This window comes from Myroides marinus (assembly GCF_900109075.1).
Classification (GTDB): Bacteria; Bacteroidota; Bacteroidia; order Flavobacteriales; family Flavobacteriaceae; genus Flavobacterium; species Flavobacterium marinum_A.
Genome location: NZ_FNYS01000017.1, coordinates 45,685 through 71,602, shown reverse-complemented (window position 1 = coordinate 71,602; position 25,918 = coordinate 45,685). Strand labels below are relative to the sequence as shown.

General features: G+C 33.3%; 14 protein-coding genes. 2 read left to right on the top strand and 12 right to left on the bottom strand.

The window, feature by feature from the left end; genetic code table 11:
• Positions 1-156 precede the first annotated feature (156 nt).
• On the bottom strand, positions 157-3,330 hold the full coding sequence (gene ccsA / locus BMX53_RS14675; protein WP_074747246.1) for a cytochrome c biogenesis protein CcsA: 3,174 nt from the start codon (positions 3,328-3,330) through the stop codon (positions 157-159).
• Positions 3,331-3,538: 208 nt separating this feature from the next.
• On the opposite strand from ccsA, the gene BMX53_RS14670 reads away from it, so the two are divergent.
• Positions 3,539-4,738 (top strand): pyridoxal phosphate-dependent aminotransferase, encoded by a 1,200-nt coding sequence (locus BMX53_RS14670; protein ID WP_038984547.1) that lies wholly within the window; start codon positions 3,539-3,541, stop codon positions 4,736-4,738.
• A gap of 861 nt (positions 4,739-5,599) precedes the next feature.
• Here the strand turns inward: BMX53_RS14670 and BMX53_RS14665 are convergent.
• The 6 genes from BMX53_RS14665 to BMX53_RS14640 all read right to left on the bottom strand — a co-directional run bounded on the left by BMX53_RS14665 (position 5,600) and on the right by BMX53_RS14640 (position 18,746).
• On the bottom strand, positions 5,600-7,558 hold the full coding sequence (locus BMX53_RS14665; RefSeq protein WP_074747244.1) for an OmpA family protein: 1,959 nt from the start codon (positions 7,556-7,558) through the stop codon (positions 5,600-5,602).
• Between the two features lie 15 nt (positions 7,559-7,573).
• Positions 7,574-8,506, bottom strand: a complete 933-nt coding sequence (locus tag BMX53_RS14660) for a PorP/SprF family type IX secretion system membrane protein (RefSeq protein ID WP_063176028.1) — start codon at positions 8,504-8,506, stop codon at positions 7,574-7,576.
• A 10-nt stretch (positions 8,507-8,516) separates the two neighbouring features.
• The gene (locus tag BMX53_RS14655; RefSeq protein WP_074747242.1) at positions 8,517-9,764 is read right to left on the bottom strand and encodes a T9SS type B sorting domain-containing protein; all 1,248 of its coding nucleotides are present in this window, start codon (positions 9,762-9,764) and stop codon (positions 8,517-8,519) included.
• A gap of 23 nt (positions 9,765-9,787) precedes the next feature.
• On the bottom strand, positions 9,788-10,411 hold the full coding sequence (locus BMX53_RS14650) for a hypothetical protein (protein WP_063176026.1): 624 nt from the start codon (positions 10,409-10,411) through the stop codon (positions 9,788-9,790).
• Between the two features lie 105 nt (positions 10,412-10,516).
• Positions 10,517-13,024 (bottom strand): hypothetical protein, encoded by a 2,508-nt coding sequence (locus tag BMX53_RS14645; RefSeq protein ID WP_074747240.1) that lies wholly within the window; start codon positions 13,022-13,024, stop codon positions 10,517-10,519.
• A 31-nt stretch (positions 13,025-13,055) separates the two neighbouring features.
• Entirely contained in the window at positions 13,056-18,746 is a 5,691-nt protein-coding gene (locus BMX53_RS14640) for a COG1361 family protein (RefSeq protein WP_074747238.1), read from the bottom strand.
• A gap of 1,989 nt (positions 18,747-20,735) precedes the next feature.
• Here BMX53_RS14640 and BMX53_RS14635 point away from each other — a divergent pair.
• Complete coding sequence (locus BMX53_RS14635; RefSeq protein WP_074747236.1) at positions 20,736-21,995, top strand: response regulator transcription factor; 1,260 nt, start codon at positions 20,736-20,738, stop codon at positions 21,993-21,995.
• 207 nt (positions 21,996-22,202) lie between these two features.
• Here BMX53_RS14635 and hisIE read toward each other — a convergent pair whose 3' ends face one another.
• The 5 genes from hisIE to hisB are packed head-to-tail and all read right to left on the bottom strand — an operon-like array spanning position 22,203 to position 25,918.
• A complete protein-coding gene (gene hisIE, locus BMX53_RS14630) occupies positions 22,203-22,799 on the bottom strand; it encodes a bifunctional phosphoribosyl-AMP cyclohydrolase/phosphoribosyl-ATP diphosphatase HisIE (RefSeq protein WP_074747234.1) in 597 nt (198 codons plus the stop codon).
• Positions 22,796-23,548: an imidazole glycerol phosphate synthase subunit HisF gene (gene hisF, locus BMX53_RS14625; protein WP_074747232.1), complete on the bottom strand. Its 753-nt coding sequence runs from the start codon at positions 23,546-23,548 to the stop codon at positions 22,796-22,798. Before hisF ends, hisIE begins: the two co-directional genes overlap by 4 nt.
• Entirely contained in the window at positions 23,542-24,255 is a 714-nt protein-coding gene (hisA, locus tag BMX53_RS14620) for a 1-(5-phosphoribosyl)-5-[(5-phosphoribosylamino)methylideneamino]imidazole-4-carboxamide isomerase (protein WP_074747230.1), read from the bottom strand. Before hisA ends, hisF begins: the two co-directional genes overlap by 7 nt.
• On the bottom strand, positions 24,252-24,830 hold the full coding sequence (gene hisH / locus BMX53_RS14615; protein WP_074747228.1) for an imidazole glycerol phosphate synthase subunit HisH: 579 nt from the start codon (positions 24,828-24,830) through the stop codon (positions 24,252-24,254). The genes hisA and hisH overlap by 4 nt, the downstream gene beginning before the upstream one ends.
• The gene (gene hisB, locus BMX53_RS14610; protein ID WP_074747226.1) at positions 24,827-25,918 is read right to left on the bottom strand and encodes a bifunctional histidinol-phosphatase/imidazoleglycerol-phosphate dehydratase HisB; all 1,092 of its coding nucleotides are present in this window, start codon (positions 25,916-25,918) and stop codon (positions 24,827-24,829) included. The genes hisH and hisB overlap by 4 nt, the downstream gene beginning before the upstream one ends.

Below are 25,918 nucleotides of genomic sequence, written 5' to 3'. Positions count from 1 at the left end.
CAGCTTATATTATTAAATACGTTATCTTAAAAAGTTTATTTACCTAATAATATGTATAATTAACTATGTAAAACTCAAAATAAATTGATACCAACAAAAAAAGCCTAGCTTCTGAGATGAAGCTAGGCTTTTAATATGTTTAAGTATTCTTAAATACTATTTCTTTAAGTATTTTTTGTATTTAATAAATGAGAAAACACTTATTATAATTACAAATCCTAATGACCACCATACAATAGTAGGTGTAATTACTTTATCACCTGATGCATAAGAATGCAATCCACTTAAATAGAAGTTAACCCCGAAGTATGTCATCATAATAGAATAATAAGCCACCACACTAAATACATTGTACAACCATGTACCACGCATAGCTGGAACTAATCTAGCATGGATAACGAAAGCATATACCATAATACTTACTAGTGCCCATGTCTCCTTAGGATCCCATCCCCAGTAACGTCCCCAGCTTTCATTAGCCCATTGTCCTCCTAAGAAGTTACCAATAGTTAACAATACTAGACCTACTGTTAGAGCCATCTCATTAATGTAAGTTAACTCTTTAATATTAAGATCCATTTTTTTCTTATTCTTCTCATTAGTCATAATCATTAAAAGTAGTGTCACCACTCCTAAGATCATTCCTAGTGTAAAAGGACCATAACTACCTACAATAACTGCTACGTGGATAATCAACCAATAAGAATTCAATACAGGTTGTAAGTTACCAATGGCTGGATCCATAAAGTTTTGGTGTGCAGCCCACAATACCATACCTACCACAAATGCAGTAGACGCTATTGTTAATTCAGACTTGCGACCAAAATATAATCCGAATAAAGCTGTAGCCCATGCTACATAAATAACAGACTCATAAGCATCGCTCCACGGAGCGTGCCCTGACACATACCATCTCACTCCTAATCCTAAAGTATGAATGGCGAATAATAAAATAGTAGCCCAGCTACCCACTTTTATTAATGTCTTATTAATACGTCTAGGTTTTAATATCTCTGATACTATAAATATAAATAAGAACACAGCAGCTAACATATAGTAACTATATAGTGTCTTAAATATATCATACTTATTATATTGAATCTCAAACTGAATCTTTTTCTCAGAAGGAATTACAGTTTTACCATAAGCATTCTGGAATGTCTTAATACTTTGTAAGAACTCATCCGCTTTACTATAATCTCCAGTTTCTTTTGCTTCAAATAAAGCTGGTACATACATTCTAGGCAACACACTCTTTGTAAATGTAGAATCCATTCCAGTCATACCTGCTTCATTCAATTCTAATGGAGAAATCCATTTATCATTATCATGCCCTGGTATTGGAAAGATTGTCAACATACGAGTAGTAAAAGCATTGTTTAACAACGCCATTTTAGAATCTAAGTCTAAGTAATCTGTTTCAAACTTATTCTTAACTGCAGAGTGATTTGCATCCTCTACCACTTTTGCTAATCTATAATTACCTTGTTCGTCAAAGAAGTCAATAAATGCTGCATACTTAGCATCTTTTGGTAATTTTAGAATCTCTAATACCTTATCATTTCCTCTAGGTAACTTAACAATAGGCACATAATACCAATAGTTAGGAGCTCCTTGTATTTGTTGAGCTACTGTAAACTGTGTCATCGATAAGAAAACCTGATCAGGATTTAACCCATGAAAAGACTCTCCTTTATATACCTTTCTTAATAACTCTGAAGCAAATGTATTCACAGGTTTCATACGTCCACCGAAATCCTGAATAACTAATTCACCAAATTTAGCAGCATGCTCTTTATTCACTGCTGTCGATGTCACTAATGAATCAATCATCGCTACACTAGGACGCGTTGGATTATCATGATTATGCTGTGCAAATACTCCTACCGAAAGGAATAAAAACAATAACGAAAGTACAGAAGTTTTCTTCTCTCTAATTTTATCAAGCTTTCTTCTCAAATCACCAAATCTTGTATTCTTGTCAAACAGAATCGCTAACATACCTATATATAATAAGAAGTACCCAATATAAGTAATCCAAGTCCCCCAGAAATCGTGATTCACTGATAAAATAGTTCCCTTCTCATCTCTGTCAAACTCTGCCTGGAAGAAACGGTACCCTTTATAATCTAAAATATTATTCATATAAATACGTGCATCGAACTTCTCAGCTCCATCAAGAACAGTTACCTGACTTTCAAAAGAAGCATAACTATTCTCTGTTCCAGGATATTTCTCAGCAATAAACTTATTTAACTTAATTTGGAATGGTGTAGTATACACTTTACTACCATATAGTAATGTGAATTCTAAATCACCTAATACGAAGTGTTGTGGTTCTCCCATTCTACCTCCTTTACCCATTAGAGTTACCTCTTCTGTTTTACCTTGAGTACGTACAGTTAAAACTAAAGCATCTGTATTTCTCTTATTTTTAAAATCACCATCAGATTTTAAAACAATCTTTCCTTTAATAGGCATCTCTGGTAATACGAACTGTGTACCAGCCATATTATAAAGAGATCTGAAGTTAAGCGGAGACTTAGTTCCTGCTACCACATCTCCTTTAGCCTGTGTTGCCATTACCATATATGACCCTCCAAAAGGAGTGTCCATATAATATTGATCTCCTTCTTGTATGATGTTAATCGCTCCATCAGTAGGATTGTTAAACGCAAAAAGTACATTATGAATACTCTGAGTAGTACCAGCTTTTAGATAGTGTTCATGACGTTCTCCATCACCAGACTCTACTAATTTTAAGTACACTTCACCTTGAGCGTCTTCTACTAATGTCTCATGAGCTCCCATAATGAAGTCTTTATATTCTACTTCAAAAGGAATCTCATTGAATTTCTCTTTTATCGTAAAGTGATTATTAGTCACAGGAGAAAAAAGAATTGGTTCTTCAAAAGGCAACCTACGCATTTCACCTTGATACTCTCCATCGACTAACACAGTAAGGAATGTTTTGTCAGAATAGATTTGATCAGCAGTCTCTCCTTCTCTAATAGGCATCATTCCCTCAAAACTTATATAACGAGTAATAAATGCACCTAACATGATTAGGATAAAAGAAGCGTGTAGTAATAGTGTCGCCCACTTCTCTTTACTCCATAATCTATATCTCTTAATATTACCAATAAAGTTTATTAAAAAGATAAACATAATAAACTCAAACCATTTGGTATTATATATCCAGATACGAGCAGTAGTTGTGTTATAACGATCTTCAATGAATGTCCCTGCCGCTAACGCAATAGCGAAAACAATAAAAAGAACAGCCATTAACCGAGTCGAAGAAAAAAAAGATATTATTTTTTTATCCATGAGATGTTAATATGTTGTTTTAATAGTGCAACAAAAATAACCAAAAACGCCAGTAATTCAGTATATTTAACTTAATATTTAGTAATCAATTTGTTGCATAATTTTACATAAAATAAGTTACATTTGCGATAGTAATCTGATAGGGTATTATTGATTCTACGTCAATTCTCTCTTTGTCGTTTACTATGTTTATTTAAATTTTAAAACTATGCCAAAGATTTCAAACAAAGGGCTTCAAATGCCTGAATCACCAATTAGAAAATTGGTACCATTTGCAGAGGTTGCAAAACAAAAAGGACATCATGTATACCACTTAAACATAGGTCAACCAGATATCAAAACTCCTGCTGGAGCTTTACAAGCTGTTAAAGACGCTAACTTTGAAGTATTAGAATACAGTCACTCTGCTGGAATCGAAAGCTATAGAAAGAAACTAGCAAAGCACTATCAAGATCAAAATCTTAATGTAGATGTAGCTGATATAATCGTTACTACAGGTGGATCTGAAGCATTATTATTTGCACTAGGAAGTACTATGGATCAAGGTGACGAAATCATCATCCCAGAACCATTCTACGCTAACTATAACGGATTCTCTACTTCTAACGGAGTAAATATAGTACCTGTAATGTCTTCTATAGACAATGGATTTGCATTACCTGCTATCTCTGAATTTGAAAAGCTTATAACTCCTAAAACAAAGGCAATTCTTATCTGTAATCCAGGTAACCCTACAGGTTACTTATACTCAGAAGAAGAAATGATGCAATTAACAGAACTAGTTGTGAAACATGACTTATTCATAATTGCTGATGAAGTATATAGAGAATTTGCTTATGATGGATATAAACATATCTCTGTAATGAGTATTCCTGCATTAGCTAACCACGCTATCATGATCGACTCAGTATCTAAACGCTATAGTATGTGTGGAGCTCGTATTGGATGTATCGTATCTAAAAACAAAGATTTAATGGCTGCTGCAATGAAATTTGCTCAAGCTCGTCTATCTCCTCCTACTTTTGAACAAATAGCTGCTGAAGCTGCTCTAGATACTCCTAAATCATACTTTGATGAAGTTATCACGGAGTATAAAGAAAGAAGAGATGTATTTATCACAGCGTTACAACAAATAGAAGGAGTACAAGTAACTATGCCGCACGGATCTTTCTACTGTGTAGCTAAATTCCCTATCAAGAATGCTGATAACTTCGCTAAATGGTTATTAGAAGAGTATGACCTAAATGGAGAAACTGTAATGATTGCTCCAGCTGCAGGGTTCTATTCTACACCAGGTGTAGGATTAAACGAAGCTCGTATGGCTTATGTACTTAAAAAAGAAGACTTAATCCGATCAGCTGAAATCTTAAAACAAGCTCTTAAAGTATACCAAACTATCGAAAAATAGTAATCTATACCTTTATATATAAACCACCCAAAAAGGGTGGTTTTTTTATACACACATATTATACCCTACAATAGTATTTGATAAGACATTATTTCTTCTTTTATATACTTCATAACGCTTTACTACAATATATATCACACATAATGAGATTTTGTACTAATTAGGTATCATCTTCTCATTTTTATCTATTATTTTCTATTTCTGAATCAAAAACGCCTATTTTTGATATGTAAAATCTCTTTTTAAGGTGTGTTTTTATCTAAAAAAGGGATTTTATAGTCTTTAGAAGTCCTATTTATAAAAAAAGCACCTTACTTTTTTTATTCTCATATATTGCACAATAAAACATAGAACACTTATAACAAAATACTTACAAAAACAAAATTCTTATATACTAAAAACACTCACATGTCCTTAATCCCAGTAAAATAAGCTTCTAAGAGCAAATCCTTTTACAATTCTTCTACAATTCCTCGAAAATGCTCTATACAAGACACATTTTATAGAGCAAGCTTAAAATAAGCTTAGAAGCATCCTAGACTAAAGTCAGTTCACTATTCTTTGATATAACCAAAAGTTAGAGCATGAATACTTATTTACATGTATATGCTTCGTTAAATTGGGACAATGTTCACATCATATTATACTGAATTTACTAATATAAGGACATGATGAATCTTTATATTCATTCTTCCTTTACCTCTTTTATATACATCACAAAATCTCTTATTTTCTAGTACAAACAAAAAAGCCAGCTTACACTAGGTAAACTGGCTAATTACTAATTAATGAAAAAATTCCTACTTTATGATATATCCATAATGACAGTTAATTATCACTATGGCATATCTCCATTAATTTTTACTCAATATTTAGAATGATGAATTCACTTCTTCTATTCTCTTGGTGTTCTTGAATAGTACACGGTACTTTATTAGCACATTTATTGACTAATTGAGATTCACCATACCCTTGCCCTGTTATTCTAGAAGTATCTATGCCTTGCTGTATCATCCATGCAGCAGTAGCCTTAGCTCTTCTATCTGACAATTTCATATTATATGCATCATTACCTCTACTATCAGTATGCGAACGCACATCTATTTTTAGTTTAGGATACATATTTAACACCTCTACTACCTTCGCTAATTCTACAGCAGCATCTGGGCGTATCGTAGCTTTATCAAAGTCGAAGTAAATAGGATCTAACTTTAGCTTTTTAAATAAGTCATCGTCCTTCTCTATTTTCTCTTCTACTGGGTCTAAACCTATATTTACAGTTTTAGAAACATTAAACTCTCTTCCTAATATTGTAGACACCTCTGCTGTCAAGAACTTATCTGCACTAGCTTTAAGTCTAAACTTGTAATTACAGTCTAAAGCTTCTGTCTTATATTGCCCCTGAGCATCTGTAGTGAATGTAGCTAACTCTTTATAAGCATTGTCATAAAGAACTACTTCTGCATTAGCGATAGGCATTTTAGTTGTAGTATTATACACCTGTCCTTCTATCTGTTGTTTACAGTCTACTACTTGGAAAAAATAAATATCATCTCCTCCTATTCCTCCATCTCTATTAGAGCTGATAAATCCTTTTCTATTCTTATCATTGATATAGAATGCGAAGTCATCTGATGGACTATTAATAGGTGCTCCTACACTAGCTACTTTACCGAAAGTATTATCCACGTTGATCTTAGCCATATACACATCTAATCCTCCTAAACCAGGACGACCATCTGAAGAAAAGTATAGATAGTTATCTTTAGAAATAAACGGAAATGTCTCTCTACCTTCTGTATTAATTCTAGCGCCTAAATTCTCAGGCGTACCATAAGTTCCGTCCTCTTCTATATAAACTCTATAAATATCAGATTCGCCTATAGTACCACTTCTATCAGAAGCGAAATACAACCATTTTTCATCTGGAGATAAGGCTGGGTGTGCTGTATTAAAGTTGTTAGAGTTAAATGGTAACTCTACTGCCTCAGACCATCCTCCTTCTTCTGTTAACGTTGATTTGTATAATTTTAATAGAATATAAAATTCATCATTATGAACTTTCTTATTCTTTTTAAAGTTATTACTAGTGAAGTACATCGTCTTACCATCTTTAGTAAAGATAGCAGAAGCTACATTCACCTTAGCCTTACCTGATTTATCTAATGGCACTGGATCGCTAAAGCTTCCATCTTTTCCTATAAGTGTACTGTATAGATTAGTAAATGCCTCATTAGTCCACTTATGTACTTTACCTCCATTCTCTGTCTCTCTAGCAGAGGCAAAGACTAACTGATCTCCTAGAATACTAGATCCATAGTCTGAGTATACGCTATTAATAGGTAGTGCCCTTAGGTCATAACGCTGTATCATAGAGTTAATCTCCTTCAGGTAAGTATCTTTTTTCTCTTCAAATAAGATTCCACGACTATCACTTTTCTCTAGATGAGCAAATTCACTTAAATATTCATCAGCAAGTTTATAGTCCTCTATAGAGCGTAGTGTCTGTGCATATCTATAATAATACTCTGAAGGAAGTTTAGTACCTTCTTGTTTTGCAAAATTAAAAAGCTCTTCATACCACTTATGTGCTGTTTTAAGCTCTCCTTTAAAGTAATAAGCATCTGCCAATTTGGTTAATACATTGACACTCTTAAACCCTTTATTGATAATTTTCTCATAGATTTCAATTGCGTTGACATACTCGTAGTAGTCAAAGCTCTTGTCTGCTTTTTTCTCTTTACCTGTCTGAGCTCCTGCTGTTATAGATATTAAGAAAAAAGAGGCTATTGAGAAAAACTTAATAACCTTCTTATTCATACTTTATAGTTTTCGTTAAAAGAATCTTGGTGTATTCATACGTGTACGGTTATTGAACAAGTCAAATCTCATAAAGATCTCATGAGAACCTGAATTATAGTTCGCTAACTTAGTTGTATCTGCATCATAAGAATATCCTATAAACAAATTATCATTAACCTGGAATCCTGCTAATGCACTAACTGATGCATCCCAACGATATGAAGCTCCTACAGTAAACTTATCTACTATCAAGAAGTTAGCTGTCAAATCTAACTGTAATGGTGCTCCAGATACAGCCTTAGCCAAAAAAGCTGGTTTAAACTTCAAGCTAGGATTTAGTTCAAATACATATCCCCCCATCAAATACATATGAGCTTTCTGACGCATAGTAGTTACTTCATTGTCATCATAACGATCTGTAGTCAAAAAGTTAGGAATAGATAATCCTACATATGATTTTTCAGAAAACAAATATAGACCAGCACCTATATTTGGTGAGAATTGGTTTTCTATATTTGAAGCAGCCACAGGATCTTTACCACTATAACTGTTTAAACGAGTATAATCTACGTTTAATAGATTAGCAGTTGCCTTTAATCCAAATGCTAATTTATACTCATGGTTTAAGTCTATAGTGTATGATAGATCTACAGAGATATTATTCTCATCCATTGCTCCTATACGATCATTCATATAGTTAACTCCTAATCCTAATCTAGAATCTCCTAATGGAGTATTCACTGATAAATTAGCTGTCTTAGGTGCTCCATCTAGTCCTACCCACTGTGTACGATAATTACCAAAAATGCTTAAGTTACCTCTAGTCCCTGCATAGGCAGGGTTGATATTAGAGGCATTGTACATATATTGTGTGTATTGTGGGTCTTGTTGTGCTTGTATATTTTGAGCTCCTAATAAAGCTAACATACATACACTTATATTTCTAATTGTTGTATTAATTGTCATTCGTCAATTCTTAGTTGTTTTCTAAATGTAGATACCCAGATTTCTTAATCGTACGAGCATCACTAGCCGTTCTATACTCATAGCTAATCACGTAGTAGTAAGTACCTGTAGGTAATTTCTCTCCTGAGCTAATCGTAACACGTCCGTCTGAGTAACCTCTAAACACGTTATCATGACTGTCATAACTCGTAGTCTCATATACCTTTACCCCCCAACGGTTAAAAATTTCAACCTTGTTATTGGGAAAACGATTAATATTATCAATTAAGAAAAAGTCATTTTCACCATCTCCATTAGGGGATACTAGATTATAAATAACTACATCTCCATCTAATATCAAGTCTGTATTCACTGTACCTAAAGTAAAGAAACCATACCCTCGTACTGATGTAGGTGTAGTAACTGTTTTATTACTTACATCTACTATACCTCCTTCATCTACCCAATGCTGATCCTTAGCATCCCAACGCAGGATACGCAAGTTCTTCTCTGGAGATTGAAGTAATTCTTTAGGTGTAGTATCTTCATGCCATCCTAGACTTAATATAACATCACTCTTCACATTCGAACTGCGATCTACCAGCCAATACTCTCTGTTATTCACTAACTCTACTACACCTGATTTGTGCTTATGAGAGTTAAAGAAATTAGTATCGTCTAGATTATACTTTCCTATGAAAACATCTTTCTCATCTTTAGGTGCTGTAATTGTAGCATTTCGGTAATACTTCTTGTCTCCAATTGGAAACACAAATTCATTATTACCTTCTTTATCTACAGTTCCTTCTATATGACTATTATCACTAGCATTAATCGCTTTTGCATCTTTTAAGAAAGTAAATGATCCGTTAGTATTATCTACTTTAGCTATACCATCTTTAAAGTCAACTTTCCCTTGAACTACTACATCATTGATAATATTAAAGGCAATATCAGCAGTGCTGTTATTTAGTACCACATCGTTAAACTTACTGATAGAGCTACCAGTAATATTCTGCTGTTTATCACTTTTAAAAATGGTAGTTCCTTGTGTTTGTTTCCCTTTAAAATCAAAGAAAGCTCCATTATTAACAATGTCATTATATACATATAAAGTACCATTGTTCTTAAAGTCTGCCGCTTCTTTATTCTCTAAAGCATAGTGTGTAGACATTACTCCCTCAGGGCTGATATATAACCCTCCCTTGTTTACAGTCTGTGCCGTCATAGCCACAGAGCATAAACTAGAAACTACTAAGAGTGTTCTTTTCATTACCATAGTAAATCACTTTTAATAGTTAGTTATTTCACCACGAATACGATATTCATAATAGATGTAGGAGTACCTGTACCTATAACTTCATAAGTCATTTTACCATCAGCAGTAATCTCTATACCCCTAAATACTGCTGGATCATAATCTGTTACATAGTAATATAAGTCTGTAGCTTCAGGATAATGAGGAATTGTATCTGGTGCTCCTAAACTTTTTACTGAATTAGGATTCGTCATACTAAACTGCTTAACATATTCTGCATATAGATCTTTTGGCTCTGAAGGAGCTCCTAAAACTCCTGTATCAAAAGTAATCGTAGGCATATAGAAAAACTTCACTGCTTTATTATCGGTAGTAACCATCTGTTGCCATTTAGTACCATCATTATAGTAAAAACCTGGTACTACGTCTGCTACTTTAGCTGTATTATACACAGTCATTCCCTCAACATGTGCTTTAAGAGGAGCTGCATCTTTGGTTTGAGTTAATTCAACACGAGGTAATAAAAGACCTTTATCTATAGCATCTAATTCTAATACAGCACTTGTGTTTAAATCTGGAGTAGACTTACCTGCAACACCTATTTTAGTCTGTGCAAATCCAGCAGAGACAAGTAATGAGAAAGCTAAGCTTAAATATATTTTTTTCATAATTGTGAGTTTGATTTAATAAAAAGGGAAGAGCCGTTATTGTGAGTTGGCTTTAGCTCCTCCCTTTTTGAAAAGAATTATAATTGTTGTTTGTTGTTTTTTAGATTATTTCACCTCTTTACCAAGGTATTCTACTACTACCTCGTAGTCTCCTGCTGGTAAAGCTGTATAAATGTTACCTACCCCAATGTTAAAGTCAATCTTAGTATCAGTTACCACTACATCTTTAGTTGATTCTGTCACTACAACACCTGCCTTTAATATTTTAATAGAAAGTACTCCATTAATAGCGTTATCACCTGTAGCATTAGCTAAGGTAACTCCTGTAGTTCTAGCAGATTCTCCATTAGTAGAAGTACTACCTTTCACTAACATTACTTGACGACCATTATAGATATTACCTGTAAATACGATATCTCCTTCATTAGTAATATTATCTCCAAGAGCTTGTTTGATCACATCTTTATACTTATTAATGATCTCTAATAAGAAAGAAACTGGTAAATCTATTTTAACGTTCTTATTATCTACAATTTTGTAGAATGCTTCATCAGTAGAAGGGTCATTATCATGATCTCCATAATACACGTTACCTCCTTGGTTTAACACATTTGTAATAGCCTTCTTGATTTCCTCATTATTATTAATTGAAGTCAAGATATCAGCAGTCATGTTGATGAATTGCTCACCTTTATCTTCATTATTGTACTTATAGAATATCTCACCTACTTTTACATTAGCTTCTACTGGAGCTACTACAGCTGCAAAAGCTTCTAATGTGCCATCAGCTTTAGACTCTGTTCTTAAGATGTTTGTTTTAGTTTCTACAGCAGCAACAAGATCTGTTAGGTTGATAGTTTTGTACTCATTTGCTGTATTGTCCCAGTACTGTAATACCCAGTTTGGTTTAGCAGGGTCTGTACTAATGTTTTTATAGATAACATTTCCTTCTGAGAACTGGGTGATGTACTGCAAGTATTCTTCTACAGAAGTAAAAGTCATATCTTTACCTCCTACTTGAATTGTAATATTACCTTTAGTAGTTAAGATTTCTTCAATATTATTGATAACTCCACCTACTACATCTACATGGATAGCACCAGTTGGAACAGCAATCCATTTAGTCACATCTAACTCACCTCCACCTACGATATAAGCTTCTGATAAATAGTATTGTTTATTATTATAAGTTACAATAGTTGTTTTAGACTCAGTTCCTGCTACTAGATCACGTAAATTAATTGTTTCATACTTTCCAGTATTTTTATCATAGTATTGGAATACCCAGTTAGGGTTTTTATCATCTCCTAAGTTTGTATAGATAACATTACCATCAGCTGACTGAGAAATATATTGTAAGTACTCTTCTACTGTTGTAAATGTTTTACCACCTTCAGTAATAGAAGTTGTAGATTTTAAGATCTCTTGGATATTGTTTACTACTGTTCCTTTTACGTCAACAGTAATTGCCCCTTTAGCATCATTTGGAATATTATCTACTGTATTTCCTTTATCAGCTGCTAACCAATCAATAATTGTTTGTTCTGAGAAATAAACAAATCCTGTTACCTTACCATTCTCACTAATCTCTTTTACAAAAGTTTTAGTTTCTGTTCCTGCTACTAAATCACGTAAGCTAATAGTTACATATTTTCCATCAGCTTTATTGTAGTATTGGAATACCCAGTTAGGATTTTTATCATCACCTATATTTTTATAAATAACGTTACCATCAGCTGACTGAGAAATATACTGTAAGTACTCTTCTACTGTTGTAAAAGTCTTATCTCCTTCTTTTGTTGTTACTGTAATTGTAGTTGGTGCTTCTAAGATCTCTTTGAAGTTGTTTACTACAGTTCCTTTTACATCAATACTAATTGCTCCTGGTGTAGTAGCATCAAGGTTAGCTAAGATTTCTTTAATTTTAGTAGCGTCAGTTTCTCCATTTAAAGCTTTTACAATAGTACTTTCATTAAAATATACATATCCTGTAACCTTACCATTAGCATCTTTAATCTCTGTAAAGAAAGTATTTGTTTCTACACCTTGTACCATTTTAGTGATATCTATCTTCTGAGTAGTATATTTACCTCCATCATAAGTTACATAGAACATCTCCTTAGTATCAGGATTGTAAACAATAGTAGTATGCTTTTCATTAACTACTGGATTACCTTTATCATCTTTATTATCAGGATTAGATGGTAAGATATAGTTGATTACAGCTTTAAGATTCTTAACATCTCCTTCTAACTTAGTCGTAATGTTAGTAATATTATCTCCTAAATTTTTAATTACTGTATCTAACTCTTCTTTACCTACTATTCTATTCCATTTAGCTCCATCCCAGTAATAAAAACCTGTAGGCACTAAATCTTTTACTTCAGTTCTATTAAACACTAATAAACTAGTACTTTCAGCGCTTTTACCTGCCATTTGAAAGTCTTTAGTGTTCTTTAAATCAACACGCGGTATCAAGATACCTTTATTACCTGCCTTTGCTACGATATCTAATTCAGCAGAAGTAGCAGGGTCCGGCGTACCGATCCCTACTTGTGCATTTGCAAAATATACTGAACCTAATAATGCTGCTATTAATGTTATTTTTTTCATGTCTTGTTATATATAATATTGTTGTTTCTAATTATTTGATTTTGTGTGTGATGTTCAAGTTTGATTTCACAGCACAGTGTTGTATATTAACTCTTACTTCTTGTAAGTGCCCTACCTCACATCCATTTCTATATCCTTGCACATAAATGCTATGTTGGCCCTTTTGTAGTTTACTAGAAAGAATAAAGTCTTTACCATTTTTAGTTGCAATTTCTTCTGTCTTATCTTTATTAGTAAACACTTTAAATTCTGTACATCCATCATTATTCTCAATAGTGAATGTACCACCAACACAAACATCATAATACTTATCTAAGTCAATAGACTCTTTTAAAATTTGAGGATTAAGACTTACGTCAAAGATTCTAGTTTCTGACCCTAGTACTGATAGAATATTACCATAGAAGATCTTAACTCTATCAAATGGTGTATCAAAAGGTGTAACGATAATACGTCTTCTAGCCCCTTTACCTATACCTAAAAGCTTTAGTCCTAAAACGTCTCCTCCAGCTTCTAATTCAGGTCCAACTTTCTTATCTCCTAAGTATCGTTGAATCTTAAATCCTTTTAATAAATCTAAACTCAATACAGGGTTAGCAGAATCTTCTATATCTATATGTAATTCATCTCCTGGCATAGATTGCTGCTTAAACAATACCGTCAATGTAGCTGCGTTAATTACTGCTACAGATCTATTGATGTAAGCATAAGAATCTGGATCATTATCTACTGCTCTCCATGGGTTAACAAAAGGAGATAAAGATGTAGCTACTCCTAATCCAATATCCTGGATACCATGATGAATATCTAAAATCTGAGGATGTACTCCTGTAGGAATTTTTACATTATCAGCAGGTGTATAATTATTAGGAGTACAAGAATCTCCAGGTGCATTATAGTAAGCACCATAAATCTTCATACTTGCCCCCGCACCAACAGCTGCACTATAGATAATTTTCACACCATAATATGGTTGCGGTCCTTTGCTATTAGATGGAACAAAAGTGTATTCATATACGTTATCTGCACTTAGAAGTTTTAATAGACCTCCTCCAACAGATTTAATAACACCAATATCTTTTCCTTTTTTATCTAAACCTACTACAGTAATACCATCTCCAACAGCTAGTAAAGAGTATTCATTTCCAAGTTTTACACTAACAGGCGTACCTGCTGGAATCTCATTACCGTCGAAGTAAATATTCTGCCAAGTAGTACCTAGACCTAAAACACTTAATCCTAAAGTAATAGTAGAGTGTGTTGTAGGATTAGCATCTGTTGCATTCTCCTTATTACTTACTCCTCCTAATAAAGTAGTATACCATGTTGTCTTCCAGTCACCTGTGCCTTGTGCATATACACGTTGCGTAGTTGGAGGACATCCAGTATTGTCAAATACTGTTACAATAATAGTCTCTGATGCAGCACATCCGTCTTTTTCTACAATTGCTGTAAATGGATAAACTCCTGGTGCATCAAAACTTGTCGGTAAAGTAGTTATAAGGTGTCCTTGTGGATCAAACCATACGATATTTCCATCTGTACTAGACACTTTAGGGTATGTTACAGTCTCCCCTATCTTTACCATAAATTCTGCCTCACCTTCGATAGTAATAACAGGTAATGGTTTAGTAATTACTTCAAATACATCTGAAACTTTAGAAATCACGCCATCTTTAATGATAACAGCTGTATATTCACCAGGTATATCTGTTACAAGAGTCTGCTCTTTACCATAATCCACATTAGTAGATGCTCCACTATTATCAATAGCACTACCATTAAAATACCATTGGTAAGTGTTAGCTTCTTCTTTAACTTTAAGTGTAATAAAAGTACCCACACATATTTTGTTGTTTGTACTCTCAACACCATTCTCATCTACAGAAACAATAGTTGGTTTATCGATAGTATTGTCTCCTACTACCTTAATTACTGTACCTGGTGATTTTGTTCCATCAGGTTGAGTTGGATTAGTATTATCTATAGGCGGGAAAGAAGGATAGAATATTTCTTTTCCTAATTCTTGCCCTGCTTCACCTGCATAAGCAATATTCTTAATCTCGACAAGTCCAGTTAAATCCTTATCTACATCAACTGTAAATACAAAAGACGTACTTGCCCCTGGCGCTAAAGTAGCGCTGTGTTTAAATACAACTTCATCATCATTTATTACTCCTGCTACACTTGATTTATACTTAACTCCTTTAGGCATTTTATCTTTTACAATAAAATCAGCTATAGGAGTAGTCCCTTCATTACGTACATGAATAGTATACTCTACTTCTTCACCACCTTTTACAGTTTTGATAGTCGCATCATTATTTACTTTATAAGATTTCCAAGCGACTAATGTTTGGTTTGGGTTAACGGTTTTACAGATTCTAGCAACATCATATAAATGCAAACTAGCTCCTACGCTTACTCCTACTAACTCTTTTAAACCTACTGATATTCTATCATAAGCAGCTTTAGGTTTAAAAGGAAGCTCTACTATCTGATCTTTGGTTAATAAATCAAGAACATTGATACCATTAATTAATCCTTTGTCATCTCCACTGATAGCGTCTACTTCTTTATCTCCTTTATAAGCCTTAATTTCAATAGCCCCAATAAGCCCAACATTAACTTGACCTCCTTGTGTTCTAAATTTGATAGACACTTCTTCACCAGCCTTTGCATCACTATTAAAATAGATGAACTGCTTAACTGAGCCACCTATTTTTAATGTTCCTGAAGAGATCTCTGAGTAATTAGTTGTATTGTCATCGATAGCACGTTCAGGATATTTCACACCTGCACCTGATAAATCTTTAACATCAAGGGCTAAACCACTATATTCATAAGATGTAGCAAATGAAGGAACACAAGAGTTAGTATCACTTTCATAACACATACTATACACATTCATAGTATTTGGTTTAGCTAATACGCCTAGTGCACTATTAGTCTTATCTGTGATTTTGATTGATTTATAAGCTTCTGTAGGTGTAATAGCTAAATAAGTACGTCCTAGTTTATCTGTTACCACTCTAATAGTACCTGCACCTTTAGCAGTATTACTATTTACATTACTTTTTCCGTCAAGAATTACTTTATTTCCTGCATTTTTAACTTCAACTTCGAAGAAGTGATTTCCTAAAATAAGTTCATTTACTAAACCATTTACTACATTACCTAAGCTTCCACCTAATAATGCATTTAATAGTTTCTCATCAAAGTCAATACGTACATAAGATGTAGTATTAGCAGATACCTCCTTATCATATCCTAACTCGATATGACCAGAATATTTATCTCCTAAACCTAATAAAAACCCTGCTCCAGAATTCAATGTAGCATAAGCATCAAAATTATCACTGAAGATATTATCAATATCATCTACATTAGATGCACTAATTATTGTAGTAGCACATACTGGTTTTATAAATGGAGATACTGTTGTTTTCTCAGGACATGTTTTACTTATACGTTTGATATCATATAAACGGATTGATGGAGTAACCGAAACATTAAGTACAGTAACTACTCTGATATCAACTCTATCAAATACTTTTTTCGTATCAAATGACAATGTCTGTACACCACCAGACTTAAATAAATCTAATAAATTAAGACTATTAATCAATCCTTGTTGTAATGTGAAAGACTCTTGTTCTTCACCTCCTAATGAAGTAACTATTTTATATCCTCCTAATAAATCTAAAGAAAGAAGAGAGCTAGGATCTAACTGTAATCTTACTTTTAACTCATCTCCTAATTGAGAAGGTTGATTAAAATAAACAGTTTGTTTAACTAAACCTCCTACAGATAATAGACCATTACTTATTTCTGAATAATTAGATGAATTTCCACTAATAGCATGATATGGATTCTTAACCCCTGCCTTACCTAAATCAGATACACTTAAAGAAATACCTTTTTGATCATAAGAAGTAAACTGAGCTGGATAACATAAATCTGTTCCTATATCAGTACACATATTATACACTTTAAGTGTACGATTCTCTCCTGTAGGCAACAAACTACTTACACTATTTGATACAACAATGCTTTGATATGATTGACTAGGTGTTACTGCAAGATAATATCTACCTATATTATCTTGTACTAATTTAACTGCTCCATTTGCAGTTCCTTCAAATTGATTAGAACTTGAGCTTTTTAAAATTTGAGTACCTGCAGTGTTATATGCTTCTATTGTAAAAATATGATTCCCTAATATAAGACCCCCCAAATCAGCAACTAACTTACCTAAAGTCCCTCCTAAAAGAGCATTAAGCATATCTTTATCTGCATCAATACGGATATAAGATGTTTTATTAGCTGGTAATGCTGTATCATATTTCATATGAATACTACCACTTTGAGGACCTGATACTAATAGATTACCATTAAAAGCAGTTAATGTAGTGTAAGTCTCATTATTACCATCTACGGCATTAAATGGAAAATCTACATTCTTAAAGTCTTCTAATTTCGTAGCACAAGAAGCTACATCAAATGGTTGTTCTGTAGCAGGTGGAATATTGATTGAAGGATTCTTACATGTAACCCCATCAAAACGTTCTACATCATAAATACGTACAGAACTTCCTAAAACATCAAGACCAACAGGAGCTTTCATTCGCACCTCTAAGCGGTCAAATGCTTTACCTGGAGCTACCGTGATATCAACAGCCTTACCATCCTTAATTAAGTTTAAAAGATTTAAGTCTGTAATTAAACCACCTGATAAAGATTTTTGATAAACTGGTGCTGTACTTTTACCATAATAAGCTAATACCTCTACACCTCCAAGAAGATTTAAATCTAACACACCTGAGCTTCCTACAGCCAATCGAATATTAACAGAGGACTTCTCATCTGATATAGTTGGGAAATAAAATTTCTGTGACATAGAACCACCAACCTTAACACTCAATAAACTTCCTTTATTTAATGTAGAGTAAGTACTCTTATCATTATCAATAGCATAATTTAGCATTGGATCTTGAGCTGCTAAAACATCTAAATTAAGACCTGAACCGTCAAAAGATGTAAAGCTAGGTTTACCACAATCTGCTCCCTTTTCATCATATGCAAATGCATGAAACACATCTAGGTTTTTAATAACACCAAGACCTACTGCCCCTCCGGTTTTATTACGAAGTTTTATACGGTCATATTTCTTAGTTGGTGTTATAGCTAAGTAATAATAGTTATCCTTGTCTTTAACAACGTTAATAGTTCCTGTATCTGTTTTAAAAGCAAATGTACTACTACCAAATAAAACTGATTGTTGTCCCAAGCCTACAGTTATATCAAACTCTTGGTTACCTGTTAATACAGCACCTAAAACTCCTGATAAAAGCTCTCCTAAGCTTCCTCCTAATAACCCTTCTAATAATTTACCATCTGGCTGAAGTCTTACATAAGAAGTTTGATTTGCTTCTAAAGTCTTCGTAAAGACTAATTCTATATATGATGTATATGATCCTAAACCTACAGCTAGTCCAGGCGATGCTTCTAGACGAGCGTAGTTATTATCAAATTGATTTACATTCTCAGGATTGATTACTACAGGTTTTGAGCCTCCTAATAAGCCTCCATGATCTGTCTTATCATAAAGTCCTAATTTAGCGTCTACACGAGCTTGTCCAAAGGACTGCGCTAAAGGAACGAACAGGACGAGCAAAAGCAGTAACCTCTTCCATAGAGAAAAAGTAGTTTTTTGTTTCATTTGTTGTTTGTTAATTGTGTTTTTAAAATGTTCTAGTGAATAGACTCTGATTGTGAGTTTAGAGTACTAATCACATTAATTACTTTAGACAGTATAGAATTGTTATCTTAAAGAGCATCTTTTGAACAATAACAGCGGGTGTGAGTTATGCTGTTACATACTTCAAAACATCAGAAGAACCTGATGTAACACATTTAAACGATTGAATTGACTTGTGAGAGAAAACACTACCGAATAAAAGGTTCTAAACTCTTTAATCTATTACCCTAACACCATCTTGTGGCGAAGTTTTCAAAACCTAGTTTTCAAAACCTTTTATTACTATGTCTTTTTTATTCCCATACTTCCTTTTTTCATAATTGATAAAGATTAACTAACAGAGAAATTCCATAAGTAGGTATCTCTCCTTTTTTGACATTAATTGAACTACAACTTCTTGATTGGGCTAAATCTTGACTTTGTATATCAAAAGTGTATTTAGACACTGTTGAGAATATGTAGTACCCATCGACAACACAACCTTATATTCTCAAGAATACAAAGCCAAGTAATTGGCGATATCTACATATTTCAACTAACACCGTTGGTTTAAATAGCTTTTCGTTAATAAACTTTTCTACTCACTTTTAGTTCCCTTTTATGGAACTAGTGCGAGCTTATAATAATCGTTAGTAAGGGAATTTGTTTAGAGATTTACCACCAAGTCTGACTCGTTTATTTTAAAATAACTCTCCCAACACTCAACCTAACAAAGTATCGCTGGGAGAGCGTAACAGTTCTTATATTGTCCCCACAAAATTTGAAACTGTTAGTACTTATTATTCACATAAATCAGAACTATATCTCTTCACAAATTCAAAGACAAAAGTATGAAGTCACTTAAGTGTGAGGCCTATACTTAAGCATAGTTTAATTCATAAATAGATACCTAGTACTACTATTAACACTGTTAAATTGAAACAAAAAGAAGAGTTTAAAATATAGTTTCAATAAATTAAAAACATTAATTATCAATACTTTAAAATATTAAAAAAGGACTAGTCCTATATAATAATCAGCAACTATAAAATAAGAGTAAACTGTTATAAAGTTGAAGAGGTTAATGCTACTTTTTAAGCTAATACATAACAAAAGTATGCGAAACAACTCTTGCTAAAAAATGACAAAAAGTATAGGAATCACTATACACAACTTCACAAAATAAGCAAAAAAGTCTACTAAACCTCTATGTTTTGTAGGCGATAAAGTTTACAAGATTCTTTATAATATCTACATGGAAAATAAGGCAGAACAGGTTATAGATGCACTTACTAAGGTATTCTATGCTATATGAATTACTAATATCTACTTTGTAATACTTTATTAATATTTTACTAGCCTAGTCTAAACCCTATTACTACAAGAATCTAGTTTTGTAAGTCACATTTGTTAAAGAGAACTAATATGCTTATCACATTCTTTAATAATCACAATATGAGTAGTAATAAAAACATTAACTACCCTAATTTTTAACAAAGAACTATACTTTGTAATAGTACATAGTACAGCTTTTACTTCTATCTTGCTTTAACAAAGCAAAACAACAACAAAAATGAATACAGCCACACACAGAGCTCTATACCAAAGCTTTATCGCCAAAAAGCTTAACTATAGAAGTGAAATTTCACATCCTCCCAAAAGCTTAACTAGAAGCCTAACTTCTAAAATATTTAACATTTTAATAAAAGAGGATCAAGAATTTAATCTATCATTTAAACAATAAAATTGCTTTTCGTAAATAACAAAGTGTAGTATCGAATAACAATAATGACTAACTCACATCTATCATTATATTATACAAATTATACTTTGCTGTGAGCTCACATAAACTGAGTTTTCAAAATTAGTAGGTACATATTATAGTACATAAGTACAATGTTTAGGGCTAAATAACATTGACTATCCCCATATACTATAATAACAGTACTCGTTATTTATATAAAAATTACAATGGATTCGAAAAAAAAACAACAATACCTTATAATGGGTACAATACCTATTATGATTATACTTAGCTATATACCTATATATAGTTTTATAAATGCAATCTCTTTTATAAAGAATTTCTCTATCATACATACTACTACTAAGTTGTGCAGTATGACACCTGAAATAATTCATAGTATACTTATAGGAAATGCTAGTATAACAAATATTCTAAGTAGCCAACCTTCGTTAAATCTAAGTAGTATACCAGTACATCATGATATGTCTAACTATATAGAGTTATCATTTAATTCTTTTGTATCTGGGATTTTTTATGGAATGTCCTTTTTAGGTTTTGGAGCTTCTTTAGTTGTATATCAAATATTTAAAGAAAAAAAGTGGTTAAGCTATTTAGCGATACAATCATTAATATTAATCTGCTTTATATATAGTGATGTTCTAAACTTATTACATGTTGACTTAACTATAGTAGAAAGTTTTTTTAGAACAACTATTCTAGCTGGTGGTTTAATTCACATAGGTATGCTACTATCTACATACTATTCTTTTGGCGCTAAGAGATTTATGTATAAAAATGAACTAAAGATATATTCTCTTACATCTATAATCGCTATAGTTTTATACTTTTCTAGTTACTTCTATGGACAAGGACATATCTTATTCTTAGACCTTATAGTATTAGCTTTATTCATTTCTAGTCTTGCTATTAGTAAAGTTCTAAAGCGTGGAAGTAAGTACTACTTATATATACTTCTACTATTATGTCAATGTGTTTTGTATGGAATTTGTTTCACTAATATGGAAACAACCCCAACCTTAATTGAATATAAACAAGGTATGAATCACTTAAAATTATTTATAATTCTAATTATTATATTTAGCATTGTAAATAACTATATACTAATACGTAAGAACCAAAAACACAACGTTAGAAATCGTGTATTTATGTTCCAGTATGTGCTAATGCTAAAGAATTATCACAAGCTATTAGTTGATGAGAAGAATGCTCAAATAGGAAAGCAAAATGAAGTTGTTTCATTAAAAGATCACCAAGGAGACTTATCTTATTATCTAAAAAACAACTATAAGCTAACTGAACGTGAAGTAGATGTATTATACCAAATTTGGGATGGTTTGACAAATAAAGAGATTGCTCACGAGCTTAGTATTACCATAAGTACAACTAAGTACCACATTAGCAATATCTATCTAAAACTTAACGTAAGCTCTAGAGCACAAGTATTTGCCTTAAAAGATTGGTAATATCTAATTTTAATTCAATACTATTTGTTTAAAATCGGAATCATCCACTACAAACAACGGATAACAATAAGACCTGCATCACAAGTGCAGGTCCTTCTTTATTCTAAGGCATAGAGCTCAAAATTCGCATATTTTAGAATTTATTTTTTCTAAAGGAGAATATCCAAATTTTGAAGCAAAGCTATATCTCATCATGTATTTGGGTATTTATTTAAGGTGACGTTCTTTTAGTACAGCTTCTATATCACTCAATACAAAACCTTTAGCCTTCAAAAGGATTAAATAGTGATATAGTAAATCTGCTGCTTCATTTTTAAACAGTTCATCGTTATCATCTTTTGCTTCGATAACCACCTCAACTGCCTCTTCTCCTACTTTTTGAGCAACTTTATTAATTCCTCTTTTATAAAGTTGATTAGTATAAGATGATTCTATATTGTTATCTATTCGATCACTAATGATTTGTTCTAATGTATAAACAAAGCCCTTATCATCAATCTCCCCAAAACAAGAAGTAGTACCTGTATGACAAGTAGCTCCTATAGCCTCTACTGTAATTAACAGACAGTCCTTATCACAGTCTATTTTAATCTCTTTTACAAGTAGATAATTACCTGAAGTCTCCCCTTTAGTCCATAGCCTGTTCTTAGTGCGGCTGTAGAAAGTAACCTTGCCTTCTGCGATGGTTTGTTGGTATGCTTCTTCATTCATATACCCCTGCATCAATACTTGCATAGAGTCTTTATCTTGGATGATAACAGGTACCACCCCATTACCTTTATTAAAATTAATATCTAGTTTCATCTTACACTTATATTTTTGTTTCTTAGTTCTTGCTTTAATTGAGGAATACTGATTTCTCCATAGTGAAAAATACTAGCTGCTAATGCCCCTGTAGCCTTCGTCTTGGTAAATACATCAGCGAAGTGCTCTATATTCCCAGCTCCCCCAGAAGCAATCACAGGTATGTTCACTGCACTAGCTACCTCAGCAGTAATATCAAGTGCAAAGCCAGCTTTAGTACCGTCATTATTCATAGAGGTCAATAGTATCTCCCCTGCTCCTAGATTAGCTACTTGCTTTGCCCACTCTACAGTCTTTAATGCTGTCTTGATACGTCCACCTGCACTATACACCCACCATTCATCATCCTCATACTTCGTATCTATAGCTACTACAGCACACTGACTGCCTAATACTTCTGCTATCTCGCTTACTAGTTCTGGATGTTTAATAGCTGCAGAGTTTACACTCACCTTATCTGCACCTGCTCTTACTAAATCTATTGCTTGTTCTTGAGTACTAATACCCCCACCTACAGTAAAGGGAATATTAATCTGACTCGCTATCTCACTTACTAATCCTATCAGTGTCTTTCTATTTTCAACAGTTGCAGTAATATCTAAAAAGACTAACTCATCAGCTGCTTCATCTACATAACGCTTAGCTAAAGCGATAGGGTCACCCGCTCGCTGTATATCTACAAAGTTGATTCCCTTGACCACTTCTCCATTCTGTATATCCATACAGGCTATCACTCTCTTTTTCAGCATAATTCACTCAACTCTTTTAAGGTTATCTTTCCTTCATATATAGCCTTTCCAATAATCACTCCTTCACAGCCTATTTCTCTTAGCTTATACAGCTCCTCTACAGTGGTCAATCCTCCACTAGCAATAAGCTTCACTGTACTATTTACTATAATCTCTTTATACAATTCTATAGCAGGACCACTTAACATACCGTCTTTCTCAATATCCGTCACTATCGAATACTGCACCCCTTTTTGCTCATACGATTGAATAAATTCTAAGACATCTGTGTCTGCTGAGTCTAACCATCCTTGCGTCATAATCTTGCGTTGTTTACAGTCCGCTCCTAAGATTACTTTATCACTGCCATAAATCTCTAACCACTCTAAAAACAACGTTGGTTCAGTAGCAGCAATACTCCCTACAGTTACTTGCTTAGCTCCACTATTAAATGCAGTCGTAATATCAGCTGCAGTCTTTATTCCTCCACCGAAATCTATCTTTAGATTAGTCTGTGTAGCGATTTGTTCTAATGTCTTAGCATTGACGATTTGCTTTGACTTAGCTCCATCTAGATCTACTACGTGCAAATACTTTATTCCTGCATCTTCAAACTGCTTAGCTACTTCTACAGGATTAGTATTATATACTTTAGAAGTATTATAATCTCCTTTTGACAGACGTACACACTGCCCATTTATTATATCTATTGCTGGTATGATTCTCATAATTCTAAAAAGTTCTTTAATAATAATTCTCCTACTCTGCCTGATTTCTCAGGGTGAAACTGCACAGCATAGAAATTACCTTTCTGTAATGCTGCCGAAAAGGGTACTATATAGTTGTTAATCGCTATGGTACTTTCATTCAAAGTTGCATAATAACTGTGTACAAAGTAAAAGTCATCAGTCACTTTTATTTCTTTAAACAACGCTCCTTCTAGTTTACTAAAGTCATTCCATCCCATGTGTGGTACAATATCATCCGAAGGAAATAACTTAACTTCATTATCAAAGATGCCTAATCCCTCTGCATTCCCCTCTTCACTAGATGTGCAGAGTAACTGCATTCCTAGACATATTCCTAATACTGGTTGAGTAAGATCTCGAATTACCTTGTCTAATCCACGTTCAACTAAATAGGCCATCGCAGATGAAGCTTCACCTACACCAGGAAAAATCACTTTATCAGCAGATTTTAGTACTTCTACATTATCTGTGACTACAGTATCATATCCTAACCGCTGGATGGCATTCCCTACAGATTGTACATTACCCGCGTTATATTTAAGTATCGCTATCATAGTATTCCCTTTGTACTAGGTATGTTATAATTCTCTGTTTTACTCACCGCCATCTTAATCGCCTTGGCAAAGGCTTTAAAAATAGACTCTATCTTGTGGTGTTCATTATCGCCCTCTACTTTGATATTTAGATTACAACTAGCCGCATCTGAGAAAGATTTAAAGAAGTGAAAGAACATCTCAGTAGGCATATCTCCTACTTTTTCTCTTTTAAACTCGGCATCCCATACTATCCAAGCTCTACCACCAAAGTCGATAGCTACCTGAGCTAAACACTCATCCATTGGCAATAAAAAACCATATCTCTCTATTGACTTCTTACTTCCTAACGCTTTTTTAAATGCAGTACCCAAAGCGATAGCTGTATCCTCTATCGTGTGGTGCTCATCTACCTGTAAGTCACCATTCACTTCTATCTTTAATCCGATATTACCGTGTCTGTTCACTTGCTCTAACATGTGATCAAAGAAGGCCAATCCTGTGTTAATACTACACTCTTTAGCGCTATCAAGATTTACCTCTATATCTATAGTTGTCTCATTCGTTGTTCTAAACTCTCTGCCTATTCGAGGTTGTTGTTTTAAGAACTGATAGATTTCTTCCCAATCCATAGTGGATAAAGCTGCTCTATCATCTTTTTCTTCATTAATATAAATAGCCTGACTACCTAAGTTCTCAGCTAACTGTATATCTGTCTGACGATCACCTAATACATAAGAGTTAGCCAAATCATATTCTCCATAAACATACTTACCAAGCATACCTAAACCTGGCTTACGCGTTGGTTTATTCTCATACTCAAAGGAATCATCTACATAAATATCTGTAAATACTACTCCTTCATCTGCTAGTGTATTCAAGATAAAGTTCTGTACTGGCCAGAACGTCTCTTCTGGAAAAGAATTCGTACCTAACCCATCTTGATTACTGACTAATACTAATGTATAATCTAACTCTCTAGCAATCTTAGATAAACTAGAGATAGCCTTAGGTAGAAACACTAATTTCTCAAAACTGTCTATCTGAAAATCTTCAGGTTCTCTGATGATTGTTCCGTCTCTATCTATAAATAATACTTTCCTTTTCAT